The sequence below is a fragment of the Nocardia sp. CWNU-33 genome (assembly GCF_046764895.1).
Classification (GTDB): domain Bacteria; phylum Actinomycetota; class Actinomycetes; order Mycobacteriales; family Mycobacteriaceae; genus Nocardia.
Window position 1 is genome coordinate 26,606 of the sequence record NZ_JBKOQN010000035.1, and the last position, 16,141, is coordinate 42,746.

15 protein-coding genes and 1 pseudogene are annotated in these 16,141 nt (G+C 67.1%); 8 read left to right on the forward strand and 8 right to left on the reverse strand.

Annotated features, from left to right (window positions below; all coding sequences use genetic code 11):
• Positions 1 to 180 precede the first annotated feature (180 nt).
• Positions 181 to 360, reverse strand: coding sequence for a hypothetical protein (locus tag ACLMAL_RS32395; protein ID WP_412002544.1), 180 nt, complete (start codon positions 358 to 360; stop codon positions 181 to 183).
• Positions 361 to 799: 439 nt separating this feature from the next.
• Positions 800 to 1,294 (reverse strand): hypothetical protein, encoded by a 495-nt coding sequence (locus ACLMAL_RS32400; protein WP_412002545.1) that lies wholly within the window; start codon positions 1,292 to 1,294, stop codon positions 800 to 802.
• A gap of 170 nt (positions 1,295 to 1,464) precedes the next feature.
• Here ACLMAL_RS32400 and ACLMAL_RS32405 point away from each other — a divergent pair, with 170 nt between their 5' ends.
• Both ACLMAL_RS32405 and ACLMAL_RS32410 read left to right on the forward strand, forming a co-directional pair.
• The gene (locus ACLMAL_RS32405) at positions 1,465 to 1,605 is read left to right on the forward strand and encodes a hypothetical protein (protein WP_412002546.1); all 141 of its coding nucleotides are present in this window, start codon (positions 1,465 to 1,467) and stop codon (positions 1,603 to 1,605) included.
• Positions 1,606 to 1,617: 12 nt separating this feature from the next.
• A pseudogene (locus ACLMAL_RS32410) lies at positions 1,618 to 4,383 on the forward strand (Tn3 family transposase); the annotation flags it as partial.
• A gap of 78 nt (positions 4,384 to 4,461) precedes the next feature.
• On the opposite strand, the gene ACLMAL_RS32415 reads toward ACLMAL_RS32410, so the two are convergent.
• A complete protein-coding gene (locus tag ACLMAL_RS32415; protein WP_412002547.1) occupies positions 4,462 to 5,301 on the reverse strand; it encodes a dienelactone hydrolase family protein in 840 nt (279 codons plus the stop codon).
• A 74-nt stretch (positions 5,302 to 5,375) separates the two neighbouring features.
• On the opposite strand from ACLMAL_RS32415, the gene ACLMAL_RS32420 reads away from it, so the two are divergent.
• Positions 5,376 to 6,362: a GlxA family transcriptional regulator gene (locus ACLMAL_RS32420; RefSeq protein WP_412002548.1), complete on the forward strand. Its 987-nt coding sequence runs from the start codon at positions 5,376 to 5,378 to the stop codon at positions 6,360 to 6,362.
• Between the two features lie 67 nt (positions 6,363 to 6,429).
• Here ACLMAL_RS32420 and ACLMAL_RS32425 read toward each other — a convergent pair whose 3' ends face one another.
• The gene (locus tag ACLMAL_RS32425; RefSeq protein ID WP_412002549.1) at positions 6,430 to 7,041 is read right to left on the reverse strand and encodes a recombinase family protein; all 612 of its coding nucleotides are present in this window, start codon (positions 7,039 to 7,041) and stop codon (positions 6,430 to 6,432) included.
• A gap of 116 nt (positions 7,042 to 7,157) precedes the next feature.
• On the opposite strand from ACLMAL_RS32425, the gene ACLMAL_RS32430 reads away from it, so the two are divergent.
• Positions 7,158 to 7,619 (forward strand): YrdB family protein, encoded by a 462-nt coding sequence (locus ACLMAL_RS32430; RefSeq protein WP_412002550.1) that lies wholly within the window; start codon positions 7,158 to 7,160, stop codon positions 7,617 to 7,619.
• A gap of 252 nt (positions 7,620 to 7,871) precedes the next feature.
• Here ACLMAL_RS32430 and ACLMAL_RS32435 read toward each other — a convergent pair whose 3' ends face one another.
• From ACLMAL_RS32435 to ACLMAL_RS32450, 4 genes are all read right to left on the reverse strand, one after another.
• Positions 7,872 to 8,735 carry a heme ABC transporter ATP-binding protein gene (locus tag ACLMAL_RS32435; protein WP_412002551.1) on the reverse strand — a complete coding sequence of 288 codons (864 nt, stop codon included), beginning with the start codon at positions 8,733 to 8,735 and terminating at the stop codon, positions 7,872 to 7,874.
• Between the two features lie 391 nt (positions 8,736 to 9,126).
• Positions 9,127 to 10,200 carry a FecCD family ABC transporter permease gene (locus ACLMAL_RS32440; RefSeq protein WP_412002577.1) on the reverse strand — a complete coding sequence of 358 codons (1,074 nt, stop codon included), beginning with the start codon at positions 10,198 to 10,200 and terminating at the stop codon, positions 9,127 to 9,129.
• Positions 10,201 to 10,558: 358 nt separating this feature from the next.
• Complete coding sequence (locus ACLMAL_RS32445; RefSeq protein ID WP_412002552.1) at positions 10,559 to 11,665, reverse strand: heme/hemin ABC transporter substrate-binding protein; 1,107 nt, start codon at positions 11,663 to 11,665, stop codon at positions 10,559 to 10,561.
• A 20-nt stretch (positions 11,666 to 11,685) separates the two neighbouring features.
• Positions 11,686 to 12,660: an aldo/keto reductase gene (locus ACLMAL_RS32450; protein WP_412002553.1), complete on the reverse strand. Its 975-nt coding sequence runs from the start codon at positions 12,658 to 12,660 to the stop codon at positions 11,686 to 11,688.
• A gap of 294 nt (positions 12,661 to 12,954) precedes the next feature.
• On the opposite strand from ACLMAL_RS32450, the gene ACLMAL_RS32455 reads away from it, so the two are divergent.
• From ACLMAL_RS32455 to ACLMAL_RS32470, 4 genes are all read left to right on the forward strand, one after another.
• Positions 12,955 to 13,884, forward strand: a complete 930-nt coding sequence (locus tag ACLMAL_RS32455; RefSeq protein WP_412002578.1) for an undecaprenyl-diphosphate phosphatase — start codon at positions 12,955 to 12,957, stop codon at positions 13,882 to 13,884.
• Between the two features lie 13 nt (positions 13,885 to 13,897).
• Positions 13,898 to 14,668, forward strand: a complete 771-nt coding sequence (locus ACLMAL_RS32460) for a histidine phosphatase family protein (RefSeq protein ID WP_412002554.1) — start codon at positions 13,898 to 13,900, stop codon at positions 14,666 to 14,668.
• Positions 14,669 to 14,739: 71 nt separating this feature from the next.
• Positions 14,740 to 15,324, forward strand: coding sequence for a DUF3090 domain-containing protein (locus ACLMAL_RS32465; protein WP_328400927.1), 585 nt, complete (start codon positions 14,740 to 14,742; stop codon positions 15,322 to 15,324).
• Positions 15,325 to 15,327: 3 nt separating this feature from the next.
• Entirely contained in the window at positions 15,328 to 16,128 is an 801-nt protein-coding gene (locus tag ACLMAL_RS32470; protein WP_412002555.1) for an SCO1664 family protein, read from the forward strand.
• The last annotated feature ends 13 nt before the right edge of the window (positions 16,129 to 16,141 follow it).

The window sequence follows — 16,141 nt, forward strand, 5'->3', positions numbered from 1 at the left end:
TGTCGGTGGCGCTAAAGGTTGAAACGGCCGAAGAATCGTCTCAGGCGCCCGCACCGCTTCCTCCCCCCCGCGGTGCTACGGCAGATAGTTTTCCGAGCCGCCCGGTCGCGCTGGGTTCGCCGGTCAGAAGTGGGTACTTCGTTCGGGCCGAACTTCAGGATTCCAGGGCCGCTCAGGGGCTCACATGGCGGGGCTGGAGAAGTCGTTGCTGCCGGGTGTGGTCTTCGCGGGGTACGTGACACGACCTTCGCGACGCAGCCGCCGCATCCTGCGGCCGAGCAGGAAGAAGACCAGCGCGAACACGACCAGGCCGCCGGCGGGGATCGCGATCGCCAGGAGCAGGCCTGCGTGTGCGCTCATGGGGGCCATCCTGCCTGTCGAACGCCCGCACCTGCCGCATTGGGGGTGGTTCGAGTCGGTCAACGGAGGGTCATGAGAGTTTCCGGCTCAATGGCATTCATGATCGTGTCATGGCCGGCGAAACACCGCACGACGAGCCGTTTCGGCTACCAGTTGAGGACGTATTCACGCTGACGGGCCGAGGAACCGCGGTCGCGGGGTACAGCGAGTCGGGCACTGTGAAGGTTGGTGATCGGCTCAGGGTGATCCGCGCCGACGGTCGGCTGGGTCCGTCGGACACGTGTTGGTGGATAGATGTGACATGCAGGGTCGGTCGGCAGCCTGGAGAATCTGCACCTATCGGCCTCATCTTCCGAGAGCTTCGGAAATCGGACTTCGAGCCTGGCGACGTCATCGTCGGGGACACCGAAGGCTCGTAGCTCCAGCTCTCCAACCATCCTCAACTGCCGCATAGTGCGCGCTCGAAGTCGCTGCACGGGTTGTCGGCAAACGATCGCTTACTGAGCACCTTCGAGCGGAGCCCCGGAGCCTGCGGCTTCCGGGGCCTGCTGAAGGGGTCATAGACCGATATCCGGCTTTGGGGTCGCAGCCGCGGAAAAGCGCGGCGGTAGGCAGGTGCCCGAAGCGTGGTCTGGTAGGTGTTGGCAAGGGTGTAGCGCCAAAACCCGAACGTCACCTCGGCCACGACTTTGCCGTGGACTTCCGGGATAGTGCCGTTCAGAGTGGCCCGATTGCGAGCTGTTTGGATCGCCTTCATCAGCCGGGTGTTGGTTATCCATGGCATGTTGGGATCGGTGTACCAGTCGCCGTTTCCGTTCCGCGCACGTTGATGGAAGACGATCAGCTGGGTGTCGAGAGCGTTGCGCAGCACGATCTCGAACGATCCCAGCGTCTCGTGCCAGACACCGGCGACAAGCTGATTCCACTCGTACAACCGTTCTCCGGCCGCGTCCGAACCAGCGATCTGTGCGTAGCGGTCGAACCGACCCGGGGACAGAAACCGCCGCAGGTCCGCAGCCGCCCATCCAGGCCCGGGAATCCTGAAGCTGGCCCCAGCCCCAAAGTAGCTCCGCGCTCAGGGTGATTCGTCTACCGTTGCCGGGCGTGCGTCAGGAGTGGTCGACCGAGGATTTGATCGGGTCGTGGACGCTGGTCGGTGAAGACTGGCGGCTGGTGGGCAATAAGTCGGGCGCGACCCGTCTCGGCTTCAGCCTGTTGCTGAAATTCTTCGAACTCGGGGGCTGATTCCCCACCGGGCCGGAGGAGTTACCGGCCGCCGCGGTGGCGTATATGGCCGATCAGGTCAAGGTCGCTCCAGCGCTGCTGGACACCTATCGCTGGAGCGGCAGCACGATCGAGTACCACCGGGCGCACGTGCGGGATGCGTTCGGCTTCCGGGAATCGTCACGCAGCGACGAGGACAAGCTTGCGTCGTGGCTGACGGCGGAGGTGTGCCCGGTCGAGCTGCGCGACGAGCAACTGCGTCAGGCGCTGCTGGTACGCTGCCGGGCCGAGCGGATCGAACCACCCGGACGTATTGACCGGATCATCGGATCGGCTCGCACGACGTTCGAGAAGCGGTTCTGCGATCGCACCGTGTCGCGGCTGAGTGAGCTGTCGATCGACCGGCTGAACAACCTGGTCGCGATTGGTGCGGCTCCGTTGGCTAGTGGCCGGAATCTGTTGGCGGAGTTGAAGTCTGATCCAGGCAAGGTCAGTTTGGAGACGTTGCTGCGCGAGGTGGACAAGCTGGCGGCGGTGCGGGCGCTTGAGCTGCCACCGGATTTGTTCGGCGATACGAGTGAAAAGCTGGTCGACGCGTGGCGGGCACGAGCGGCGCGGTCGTTCCCGTCAGATCTGCGGGATATGCCCGAGCCGATCATGCTGACTTTGCTGGCGGCATTGTGCTGGGTGCGGTCGGCCGAGATCACCGACGCACTGGTGGATCTGCTGATCGAGCTGGTGCACAAGGTCAATACGCGGGCGGATCGGCGGGTGGAAAAGGAGCTGACCGAGGATCTGCGGCGGGTGCGGGGCAAGGAGAACATTCTGTTCCCGCTGGCCGAAGCGGCGGTCGATCATCCCGACGACATCGTGCGTGAGGCCCTGTATCCGGTGGTCGGGGAGAAGACGCTGCGGGAGTTGGTGAAAGAGGCGAAGGCCAACGACCAGGTGTTCCAGGCGCGGGTGCGCACGGTGCTGCGCAGCTCGTACTCGAATCACTATCGGCGGATGTTGCCGGCGTTGTTGGCGGCGTTGGATTTTCGGTGCAACAACACCGCCTACCGGCCGGTCATGGTGGCGATGGAGTTGCTGGCGCGCTACGCGAGCATCGACGGGAAGGTCCGCTTCTACGACAAACACGCGCTCGCCCCGCTCGATGGTGTGGTGCCGAAAGCGTGGCGGGAGGCGGTGGTCGATGAGAAGGGGCGCGTCGAGCGCATCCCATACGAGTTGTGTGTGTTGGTCGCGTTGCGGGACGCGATCCGAAGACGCGAGATCTATGTCGATAGCGGGAACCGGTGGCGCAACCCTGAAGATGATCTGCCCGGTGATTTCGACACCGCCCGTGAGGTGCACTACGCCGCGATCCGTCAGCCGCTGGATCCGACCGAGTTCATCGCGGGGTTGAAGCAGCGGATGAGCCAGGCCCTGGCCCGTCTCGATACCGGTCTGGCCCAGAACACTACCGGCGGTGTGCGATTGACGCGGCGGCGTGGTGAACAGTGGATCAGTGTGCCGAAGTTGGACAAACAGCCGGAGCCGGAGAACCTGGAGAAGATCAAGGCCGAGGTCGCCCGCCGCTGGGGCACCCTGAATCTCCTCGATGTGCTCAAGGACGCCGATTTTCTCACCGACTTCACCGCCGAGTTCACCTCGGTCGCCTCTCGTGAGGTGATCGACCGCGACACGTTGCGAAGACGGCTGCTGCTGGACCTGTTCGCGCTCGGGACGAACATGGGGATCCGGGCGATAGTGAACACCGGCGAGCATGAGGAGTCCGAGGCGGCGTTGCGGCATGTGCGTCGGCACTTCATCACTCGCGACAATCTGCGCCGCGCGACAACGAAACTGGTGAACGCCACGTTCGCGGCGCGGGATCCGAACTGGTGGGGCACCGGCACTGTGTGCGCGAGCGATTCGAAGAAGTTCGGCTCCTGGGAGTCGACCCTGATGACGCAATATCACCAGCGGTACGGCGGGTACGGGGTAATGATCTACTGGCACGTCGAACGCCGCAACGTCTGCATCTACTCCCAGCTCAAATCGTGCTCGAGCTCCGAGGTGGCGGCCATGATCGAAGGGCTGCTGCGGCACTGCACCGACGCCGAGATCGAAGCCAACTACGTCGACACCCACGGCGCATCGGTGGTCGGGTTCGCCTTCACCGAGCTGCTGGGGTTCAAGCTGTTGCCCAGGTTGAAGAACATCGGCTCGATCCGGTTGTACCGGCCCGACGACACGGCGGTGTACGGGGAGCTGGGTCCGGTGCTGACCCGCCCGATCCGGTGGGAGTTGATCGCGCAGCAGTACGACCAGATGGTCAAATACGCGACCGCGCTGCGCCTGGGCACCGCCGAGAGCGAGTCGATCCTGCGGCGGTTCACTCGCGGCGGCCCGAAACACCCCACCTATCAAGCCCTTGAAGAGTTGGGACGGGCGGTGCGCACGATCTTCGCCTGCGACTTCCTCGCGTCGGAAGAGCTCAGACGGGAGATCAACAGCGGGTTGCAGGTGGTGGAGAACTGGAACTCCGCCAACACCGTCGTGTTCTACGGCAAGGACTCCCAGCTCACCGGCGCCGACCGCGAACACGCCGAGGTCTCGATGCCGGCGCTGCACCTGCTGCAATCGGCGATGGTGCACATCAATACCCTTCTGCTCCAAGCCGTCCTGGAGAATCCGGAATTCCACGACCTGGTCGGCGACAACGAGCGCCGGGCGATGTCGCCGTTGTTCTGGTCGAATATCAACCCTTATGGCCGATTCCGGCTCGACATGGACACACGCGCCTGGACCTGAGCCGAGAACGTGTTGCGGGCTAGAGAATTCCTGCACTTCGGAAGTGGCCGCAAAGCTGGACCAGCAGTGGACGCTATGTCACTGCAACGGGACGTCCGCAGTCAGCCGGTCCACGAGAAAGGCGAGGATCTCGTCGCGGGCCGCGGCGGTCGGCTCCCCCGCCGTATCGACCAGATGCGCGGTGACCACACTGTGCGGGCAGCCGACGATCTGCGAGAAAAACGGCGGCGGAGAGGGATTCGCCGCGTCGGCGGGCAGCACTCGCGGCTCGAAACGCGGACCCAGCGCTGCGGCGTAGGCGGCGAAACGCTGCGCGGTGCAGAAGCGGTCGCCCTCGAAGCGATAGGCGCGCACCACGAGATCATCGCGATCGAGTCGCTCCCGCACGGCCGCGAGCTCACCGGGCGAAATCTCCAGTCCGCCAGGATCATCCAGTGGCAGCGACGGCTGGCACAGCACCGGCGCCAGCATCGCGGGCTCGAGCATCATGGTGAGCGCGAAATTCCCGGTGAAGCACATACCCAGCGCGCCGACGCCGAGACCGCCGCATTCGCGATGGGCCAGGGCTGCCAGCGCACGCAGCCACACCGCGACCGGGCTGGACTTGCCCGCGCCGAAGGCCCGGAATTCCGCGCTGACACAGGCTCGTTTGAAGACTTCCACGCCGGCCTCTGCCTCCGGATAGGCACCGTCGCGGCCGAACAGTGACGGCAGGTAGACGGTGAGCCCGGCGTCGCGCACCCAGCGGGCGAAGCGAGCCACATCGGGACTGATGCCGGGCATTTCCGCCATGACGATGACCGCCGGTCCGGTGCCGCTGACGTACACCGTGCGGGCTACTCCGTCGAGCGTGATCGACCGGGGTGCGAAATCGGCGAGGTCGTCGTCGAGAGAATCCTGCGGGAGAGATTGCTGCACACCCCAAACCCTGCCGCAGCAGGTCAGCACACCGCCATTGGCAAGATCGCCACTCTTCGGTCTAGTCTCGCCACATGATTACCCACCTTGCGCTGGACGGTGTGCTCGAAGGTGCACTCGGCCTCGGTATCGACATCGTCGACACGGCAGCCGGGATCGCCGGTGACACGACGGGCGGGCGGCTGCGGCAGCGCGTCGCATCACTCGATGGGCTGCCGGTCCGATCCAGCGGTGGGCGGCTGATCAGCGTCGATACCGAAACCCCGCTCGGCGCGGCGGAGTTCGAACCCGGCGATATTCTGGTGCTGCCGGGGCCGTCCGCGTCCAGCGAAGCGCGTGTCGCGGAACTGCTGACCCGACCCCAGACCATGCAGGCCGTCGAAATCATCCGGCGTGCCGCTGATTCCGGCGCTACGGTAGCTGCCTCCTGCTCGGCTGTCTTCGTGCTCGCGGCCTCGGGGCTGCTGTCGGGCCGGGCCGCCACCACTACTTGGTGGCTGGCGCCGCTGTTGGCCCGCCGCTTCCCCGATGTCACCGTGCACTCCGATCGCATGGTGGTCGACAGCGGCGCAATACTCACCGCCGGTGCGGCTTTCGCCCACACAGATCTGCTGCTGGCGCTGGTCGCCCGCCTCGGCAGCGGTGCACTGGCCGAGCAGGTGGCTCACTACCTGGTGCTCGATGCCCGCATGTCGCAGTCGCGCTACATGGTGCTCGAGCATCTACGGGCCACCGACCCGGTGCTACGCGCCGTGCAACAGCACGTGCACGCCAATCTGCACCGGCAACTATCGCTGGACGAATTGGCCAGTGTCGCAGCGGTTTCTCCGCGCACTCTGACCCGCCGCATCCGCGACCGCGTCGGCGTCTCACCCACCCAGTACGTTCATCGCCTCCGGGTCGGGCAGGCGGCCACCCTACTCACGACCACGCGCGAGCCCGTCGACGTGATCGCGGGCGCGGTGGGTTACGCCGATCCGGCGGCCTTCCGACGCATCTACCGCAGGCACACCGGCGAGACACCGACCGCCACCCGCACCCGCGCGGCCGAATCGACCTAATAGGAGTGCCGTTAACGGTCGTGTCACCTGGTACATGAAGCCCTGTTCAGCCAGGTAGCCACCGCGATCACTGTTCTTGTTCGGTCGCCAGCGTGAGGTAGCGGTGCAGTGATGTCTTCGAGATGCCGGTCTTGCTCGTGATTTCACCGAGGCTGTTTCCTTGTTCGCGGAGCAGCCGGGCATAGTCGATCTTGCCGTCAGGCCAGGCGGTGGGTCGGCCGATGTGGCGGCCCTTGGATTCGGCGACGTTGCGGGCGTGGGCGGCGCGTTCGGCGGTGAAGGTGCGTTCCATCTCCGCGAACAGGGCGAGCAGCAGGAACGCGATGCGGGCCATGCCTTCGTCGGCGGTGTTGATCGGGATGGGGTCGGCCAGCGTGCGCACACCGATTCCCTTTTTGCTGAGGTCGTGGACGAGGTTCAGTACCTCGCGCAGGTTCCGGCCGAGCCGGTCGAGTGTGTAGGCCACGATGGTGTCGCCGGGGCGTGCGTATTCGAGCAGTTTGGCCAGTCCGGGCCGGTCGACGGCCGCCCCGGTCTTTTTGTCGAGGTAGATCCGCTCATCTGGCAGGCCTGCGGCGGTGAGGGCGTCGAGTTGGCGTTCCAGGCTTTGCTTGGTGGTCGAGACTCGGGCGTAGCCGAGTTCGAGTCCGCCGACCGGATGCTGTGGCGCGTTCGCCACACCCGAAATGTACCGGAATTCGCTGCCGTACATGCCTTTCGGAACATCTTCGGTGGAACGATTTCCGGAACGAATGCCGTTCCGGTTCGCCCTGGTGTCCGATCACCGACCGCGGCGTGTTCGGCGCGACGTCGGGTTGTTCCACTTCCAAGGAAGCGGAACAGATAGCCAACCCGGCTACCGTCCAGGACAAACGGACCTGGATGGCTCTCCGGCCAAGCCGGAACCTCAGCTTCAGGCGGCCTTACTTTGGGGCTGGGGCCAGCTTCAGGATTCCGGGGCCAACCCGGATCGTCGCGGGTCTGGGCGCGCCCGCACTGTTCACCCTCATGTGGGCGCTGTTCGGTACCGGGACGACCGCGAGATTTCAGCCGTACGGCGGCTGGCGTCTGGCCCTCGAATTGTTGTGGTTCGGCGGTGGCGCGCTCGCCTGGTATCAGGTGGCCGGACCGATCGCCGGTGTCGGATTCTTCGCGATGTGGGCGATCACGGCCGCGGTGCGCGCCGGTGCGCAGGGTGGATTGATTGTCGATATCGGGCAGGCGGAAGTATTCCCGACAGCGCGTGACCGCCGCTAGATCCGTGCTGCTGCCGGCCGATCACACGGTAGGTCACGATCTCCATCCTCCGACGCCGATCACGAGGGCCCGATTCATATTGCTTCTCGGCAGGACAACATCCGGGCGCCGGTGCGTACGCACGGCGTCCCAGTCCGTGGCCGAGCGTTGCTGCAGCCGCTCGCGGCAACCACGCTCGTCGGTTCTTTTGCTCCCCGACCCACGTCATGACAGCTTCGGTCGTCCGGGGCTTCGACCCGAGGACCGTACGGCTCAGCGGCGGACCGGCAGGACGAGTTGGGCGCCGGTTACCGGGTGGTCGAGTACCTCGACGGGGTGTTGGTAAACGCGACTGAGCAGTTCGGTGGTGAGGACGGCGCGAGGCGGGCCATCGGCAGCGACACGGCCGGATTCCAGAACGGCGACACGATCGGCGTAGGCGGCGGCGATGCCGAGGTCGTGCAGGACGACGACAACGGCCGCGCCTTCATCGGCGCGGGTGGTTGCGAGGTTCAGCACGGCCTCTTGATGGCCGAGGTCCAGGGCGGCGGTGGGCTCGTCCAGAAGCAGGGTTGCGGTGTCCTGGGCGAGGACGCGGGCCAGCGCGACGCGCGCGCGTTCGCCGCCCGACAGTGTCGGAAACGACCGAGCCGCAAGGTGTTCCACGTCGGTGGCGGCCATGGCGGCGGCGATCTTCTCGTCGTCGAGCGCACGCAGCCGGGTGCGCACCCACGGCGCACGTCCCATGGCGACGACTTCGCGCGCGGTGAACGGGAACCCGACGGTGTGGCTCTGCGGGAGCACGGCGCGCCGGCGCGCCATATCGAGCGCAGACCAGTGGGCCAACGACCGCCCGTCGAGTTCGACCGCCCCTTCGGCCGGGGCGAGCTCGCCCGCGAGGGCGGCAAGCAACGTGGACTTGCCGGCACCGTTCGGGCCCACCAATGCGACGACCTGCCCGGCAACGACCTCGAAGTTCACCGCCTCGAGCACACGACGACTTCCCGATCCGGTGGCATCACGTCGATCGATGCTCACACCGACAGCGCGCAGCGTGACCGAATCCCGTTCGTGCGCTACCGGCAGCTCGTGCGTCCGCGCAAAAACCCCGCCGAGCCCGTGCCGCATGCCGCTCATGTGCCGCCCCCAATGACCACCTCGGCCACGCGGCCGGTTGTCGCAGGCGATTCATCCGTCCAGGCAAGGACCCCATCGAGACCGAAGGGCATGCCTGTCACACGGTGACTCCGGCCGCCACGTCGCCCAGCGCCGGATAACTGGTTTGATTGCGCGCTGCGCGGACCGAACCTGCGGGGACGTCCCGACACGACGCGGTCGCGCCGCTCAGTGCGGGAGAACATGTCCGAGTCCGCAGCAAGCAGCAGGGCCTGTCGGAACTGTTCCGACCGTGCCGCGCCATCGAAACTCCGGTCAGTGCTCTGGCGGCAGCCGCCACGCAACGACCACCAGCCGTTTACCGGCGCAGAAGCCGCGGCCGAGGTACGCGGGAAATGCGTCGATGAGCCGGTCATGCCCATCCTCCCGCGCGGGCGCGTGTTCGGCGCAGCAGCCAGAAGAAAAAGGGGCCGCCGATGAGGGAGGTGAGCATGCCGAGGGGGAGGTCAGCGTTATCGACGAGGGAGCGGGCGCCCACGTCGGCGGCGAGCAGGACCACCGCGCCGATGATGGCGCTCAAGGGGATCAGGACGCGGTGGGCGGGGCCGACGAGCATGCGGACCAGGTGCGGGACGATCAAGCCGACGAACAGGATGATGCCGGTGAAGGCGACGCCCGCGGTGGCCAGGATCGCGACGACCAGGATGACGTTGCGGCGCAAGCGTTCTACGTCGACACCCAGATGGCGGGCGGCGGACTCGCCGAGGGCCAGCAGGTCCAGGCGCGGTGCGATGAGGATCGCGGCGAGCACGCCGACAGCGGTGAGTGGCGCGACCACGCGCACCGAGGCCCAGGTGGCGCCGTTGAGACTGCCCAGTTGCCAGAACACGATCTGATCGCGGGCGGCGGGAGAAGCGACGAACAGCAGGAAGGCGATGAGGCCGCCTGCGAAGGCATTGATCGCGACGCCGGTGAGCACCAGGGTGACCACCTCGGTGCGCCCATTGGATCGGGCAAGCACATACACGAGCAGGGTGGTTGCCAGCCCCGCCACGAACGCCGCCGCCGCGACCGACCACGCGGCGACGAACGCGCCGCCGAACACGATCACGGTCCCCGCACCGACCGCGGCACCCGCCGACACTCCGATCACACCGGGCTCGGCGAGCGGATTGGCGAACACGCCCTGCAACAATGCACCCGCTGTCGCTAATGCCGCACCCACCAGCATCGCCAGCACCACCCGCGGGAAACGGACCTGCCACAACGTCACCTCACCGGCAGGATGGGCGGGCATCGGCCCCCAGTCCAGACCGATCCGATGCACCACACTGCCCGCCACCTCGGCGGGCGTGGTCGGCACCTGCCCGATCGCAGCGGAAGCCAGTGCGAGCAGAACCAGCACGGCCACCGCGACAACGAAGACGATCGCGGTGCGCGAACGGCCACGGGATTTCGGAGCAGTCGGCTGCGGGCTGTGCGGCATCGACCGATCGATCGAGGTGCTCCCCGACGTCGCTCCGCTCACCACAGCACCTCGCCTGTGCGTGCTGCCACCGGCCTCGGAGTCCCGTTCCTTCGAGACTCTGCGGCGATCCGGCCGGAATCTGTGCCGGTCTGCACCGCCTGGGACATGCCATTGCGGTCGCAGGCGATGGCTCTTCGACCCGACACCGCCCCGAACAGGTTCGTGCCGAACGGGTCGGTTGCCCGAACCGCCGGGGCGGTCGTTCCGATGAGGCTCGAACTCGTGCCGAATAGACCGGCTTCGATCCCGAATACACCAGAAGCTGCTTCGAACGGACCCGAGTCCGTTCCATCGACTACTTGCGCGCCGCCCGTGCTCATGCCGGTCGGGTGCCGTACACGGCCTCGCTCAGGGCTGCGATGACGCGGCCGGTGTTCGGGCCGAAGCTCAGCAGGACCGCGTCGGACATATCGACCACACGTCGGTTGCGGCCTGCGGGAGTTTGCGCGATGCCGGGGACCTTCTCCAATCCGTCGACGCCGCCGACCGAATGCAGGCCGTCGGTCATGACAAGCAGCACGTCGGGGGCGGCGCCGATCATGGCCTCGCTGGTGATCGCGACGAAGGGTTCCTTCAGTCCTGCCACGGCGCCCGCGTCCTTGGCACCCAATGCGGCGATGAGTGCATCCGCGCCGGAGCCGGGGCCAGCGAGCATGGTGATGGCGGTGCTGCGCAGGTAGAGGAAGGCGATGGTGAGGGGCTTGTCCTGCCTCGGGACGGCGGCGCTCGCAGCGGCGATCTCGTCGCGGGTGCGCTGGGCGAGAGCCTGCCCGCTGTCGGGAACGCCGAGGGCGCCTGCGACGGCCTCGATCTGGGGCACCACACCGTCCATCGTGCGTTGCGGGTCGAAGTACACGACGGTGACACCTGCCGCGCGCAACTGCTCGCGCACCGCGGGCGCGGCGCTGGTGCTGTCGGTGAGGAACACCGAAGGACGCAGCGCCAGAATTGATTCCACGTTCAGCGAACCGCTGCCGCCGGTCACGTTGGGCACGTTCTGCACCGCGGGGAACGAGGCAGCGGTACTGCGGCCGACGATTTTGGGACCCAGGCCCAACGCCCACACGATCTGCGCGAGGGTGCCGTAGCGGTCGGCGGCGATAATGCGGCTCGCGCTGGTGACGGTGACCTCGGAGCCGTCGAACGACCGCACCGTCGCAGGCAGGGTCGGGGTCGGTTCCGGCCCGATCGGCGTGGGGTCGAGATTCGCCAGCGTGGCAGTGCTCTGTCCCTGACGCCCGGAGGTCGTGGCATCGCTGCCGGTGCCGCACGCGGTGACCCCGACGAGGATGGCCAGCGCGAGGACGGCATAGACCGCACGCTCCCATCCACTTCGGACGCCGCCGATCGGTCGCGCCTGGACGGGCGCGGGCCCGGACAAGCACGCCGGAGAAGCTGAATGCCTCGACGTCACACACCTCATGCAGGCAAGGCTAACTTGCGTCATTCCGTGCGTGCACTGACGTCGTCCAGAGCGGCCGCGATGGCACGCGGCAGTTCGAGAGCCTCCGCGGCGAGCACACCGGTGAGCTGCCCGATGTCGCGGGCGCCGACGATCATGCTCGCGACGCCGGGGCGATCCCGAATCCACGCAAGCGCCACCGCGAGCGGCGAGGTGGCCAGGCCGTCGGCGGCGGTGACCAATGCGTCCACGACCCGGGTTGCGCGCTCGTCGAGCCGGTGGCGGATCTCGGCAGCGGTCGCCTCGTCGGCGCCCCGCGAATCGGCGGGCACACCGTCACGGTATTTACCGGTGAGGATGCCGCCCGCCAACGGGGCGGACGCGATCAGTCCGACGCCGTGGTGATCGGCCGCAGGCAGGAAAGAAACTTCGGAGCCGCGCGCCAGCAGCGAATACGGCGCCTGCGCGACGGAGATCGGCGCAATGGCGGCGAGACTGGCCAACTGCCAAGCGCCGAACCCGCGCACGCCCGCATACCGGACCCGCCCCGAGCGCACCGCGAATTCGAGGGTCGCCGCGACTTCGTCGAGCGGAGTCCGCGGATCCCAGGCGGCGACGTTCCAGATGTCGAGGTAGTCGGTGCCGAGCTCGAGCAGCGTCCGGTCGAGTTGACGCAGCAGGGTGCGCCGCGAGGTGTCCACCGTCGGGCGGGCCGGTTCCGGCTCGGGCACCGACGGACCTGCGGGTGCAGGCGAAATCCTCGGCAGCACACCGGCACAACCACTGAGCACCAGATCGTCACGCGAGACCAGGTCACCGAGCAGCTCGGCCAGGATCCGTTGCGCCGCACCGCCGCCGTAGGCGGGGGAGGTGTCCACCAGCGTGCCACCAGCATCGGTGAACGCCACCAGCTGCACGGCCGCTTCGTCGGAATCCGTATGCGAACCCCACGTGTGGGTCGCCAAACCGATCCGGGACACCCGTAGGCCACTGCGACCGACCGTACGCTGTTCCATCACCGTGTCCACGATTTCGTCACGGCGCCAAGCCTAGAGCGTGCGAGCGGATGCGGGCGGTCACGTGCACTGTGCGTCGCATTGCCGCTGTCACCGCGTGTCGCGGGCGCGACGGACCCGCGACGGATCGCAGCGCTGGTCACCGCCCCGACACCCGATCCTCGCTTCGACACTGTACTGTCGCTGCGTGATTGCGGCGGTGATCATGTCAGTGCGACCCGCCTGTGGACCAATTGCCCAGCCGGAACGGATATTTCGGGCAGAAGCGGAGGACGGTACGTGGTCGGCGAGTCCATGACCTGGGTGCAAGCGCTGATACTCGGGCTGGTGCAGGGGCTCACCGAGTTTCTGCCGATTTCCTCCTCGGCGCACCTGCGCATCGTGTCGGCGGTGTTCTTCGGCGACGACGCGGGCGCCTCGTTCACCGCGGTGACCCAGCTGGGCACCGAGGCCGCCGTGCTGGTGTACTTCGCCAAGGACATCTGGCGCATCGTGCGCGCCTGGTTCACCACCCTGGTGCGCAAGGTGTCCGGGCCCGCCAGGCAAACCGTGCCGCTCACCGACCAGGTCACCACCAAGTTTCCCATCATGCGACCCGGCGAGCCCCTGCTTCTCGACGAGGACGCGCAGCGCGAACTCGACTACCGCATCGGCTGGTATGTGATCATCGCGACCATCCCCATCGGCCTGCTCGGCTTCCTGCTCAAAGACCAGATCCGCACGGGAGCCCGAAACCTGTGGCTGGTGTCGTTCATGCTGATCGCGTTCGCACTGGTCATCGCCGCCGGTGAGTACTACGGTCGCAAGATCCGCCCGATCGAGCAGCTGACCACCCGCGACGGGCTCGTCATGGGTTTCGCTCAGTGCCTCGCGTTGATCCCGGGTGTGTCGCGCTCCGGTGCTACTGCCACGGCCGGTCTGTTCCTCGGGCTCGAGCGCGAGGCCGCGGTGCGGTTCTCGTTCCTGCTCGCCATTCCCGCGGTGACCGCGTCCGGCCTGTTCAGCCTGCCCGATGCGTTCGAACCGGCAGGAGAGGGACTCAATGCCAGCGGCCCACAGCTGCTCGTCGCCACGATCGTGGCGTTCGGTGTCGGCTACGCCTCGGTGGCGTGGCTGCTCAAGTTCGTCGCCAAGCACTCGCTGGACTGGTTCGTCGGCTACCGTATCGTGCTCGGGCTGACCATGATGGGCCTGCTGGCGGGCGGGGTGGTGTCGGCGACATGATTAGGCTGACCGCATGACGGTAATCCTGCTGCGACACGGTGTGTCGACTTCGAACACCGCCCGCACACTCGCGGGCCGCAGCCAAGGCGTCGATCTGACCGAGCGCGGCAACGAACAGGCCAGGGCGCTCGCCGTCCGCCTCGCCGCACTGCCGATCGAGCACATCGTGCACTCACCGCTACTGCGCTGCCAGCGCACGGTAGCGCCGCTGGCGGACAAACTCGACCTGGAACCGGAATATGACGACCGGCTGATCGAGGTCGACTACGGCGAATGGACCGGCAGGCCGTTGGCCGACCTGCTCACCGAACCACTGTGGAAGGTCGTGCAACAGCACGCCTCCGGCGCGGTGTTCCCAGGGGGCGAAGGGCTCGCGCAGGTGCAGGCCCGCGCGGTGGCCGCGATCCGCGAACTCGACCGGAAATTCGCCGAGCAGCACGGCCACGACGTGCTGTGGGTGGCGTGCTCGCACGGTGATGTGATCAAGTCGGTGCTCGCCGACGCGTTCGGCATCCATTTGGACGGATTTCAACGCATCGTGGTGGAGCCCGCGTCGATCAGCGTCGTCCGCTACACCCCGACGGCACCGTATGTCTGGCGTGTCAACGACACCGGGACCGACCTTTCCGCGCTGGCGGCGTCCAATATGCCACGCCCGGTGGCCGATTCCCGCGCCACGCAGGACGCCGAACCGGTCGACACCTCCGGTCCCGTTCCTGGCGGGGAGGTAGGCGATACCGGAAGTGCGGATAATGGGAATGCGGAGCGTCGAGATTCCTTGTAAACGAGTAGTCGGCGTGTTGAATGTCTGTGCGCCGCGGGTAGTCGATCAGGGTCACGTATCAGGAGGTGCATGTGTCACGCGCAATCCATGTATTCCGCACCCCCGATCGTTTCGTCGCCGGGACTGTCGGTGAGCCGGGCGATCGTTCGTTCTATTTGCAGGCCGTGCAGGAACCGCGCGTCGTCAGCGTGCTGCTGGAGAAGCAGCAGGTGAAGGTGCTCGCCGACCGCATGGGTCTGCTGTTGGACGAGGTCGCGCGGCGCTTCGGCGCCGAGGTGCCGCCGCAGGCCGACGACGTGGCCGATGTGGATCCGCTGGTGACGCCGGTCGATGCCGAATTCCGGGTCGGCACCATGGGCTTGGGCTGGGACGCCGACGCGGGAGCGGTGGTGGTGGAGCTGCTGGCGATCACCGAGACCGAAGTGGACGAGTCGGTGGTGCTCGATGACACCGAGGAGGGGCCGGACGCGGTGCGGGTGTTCCTGACCCCCATCCAGGCGCGCGAATTCGCGCTGCGCTCGACCCGTGTCATCGCCGCGGGGCGGCCGCCGTGCCCGCTGTGCGGCGAACCACTCTCGGCGCGCGGGCACATGTGTGTGCGAACCAACGGATACAAGCGCGGGGACATTTTCGGCGCCGCCGAGCTGGAGGAGTAGCCGGTGGCCGCGTGGCACACCGCCGAGCTGACGGTGATCGGCCGGGTAACCGTCGCAAGCAATGTCACCCTCGTCTGTGACGTGCCCGCGAGCACGGATCCCGACGGCGCGCCACTGCGGGTGGTGTACAAGCCCGTGCGCGGTGAGCAACCGCTGTGGGACTTCCCCGACGGCACCCTCGCGGGCCGCGAGGTGGCCTCGTATCTGATATCGGATGCGCTCGGCTGGGGTGTCATCCCGGAAACCATCCTGCGTGAGGGCCCCTACGGTCCCGGCATGGTGCAGCGCTGGGTGGAGGCCGTGGACAACCACACCGCACAGGGCAACCGACTCGACCTGATCGACCTGGTGCCCGCGGGCGCGGTCCCCGACGGCTTCTGCGAAGTTCTGCGCGCCCTCGACCCGGCAGGCAACGAGGTGTCGCTGATCCACGCCGACGATCCACGCCTGCAGCGGATGGCGGTGCTGGACCTATTGCTCAACAACGCCGACCGCAAGGGCGGGCACGCACTCGAAGGCACCGACGGTCAGGTCTACGGGGTCGACCACGGCATCTGCCTGCACAGCGATCACAAACTCCGTACCGTGCTGTGGGGATGGGCAGGCCGCGGCGTCGGCCAGGATCTGCTCGACGACATCACCGCGTTCGCGAAGGCGCTGCCCGGTCAGCTTGCCGACACTCTCGCCCCGCACCTCACCGACACCGAGATCGGGGCACTCGCCGATCGGACCCAGGAACTGCTGGACGACCCGGTGATGCCGGTGCCGCGCACCGCCCGCCCGATTCCCTGGCCCGCGTTCTGATCGGCAGGGTGCC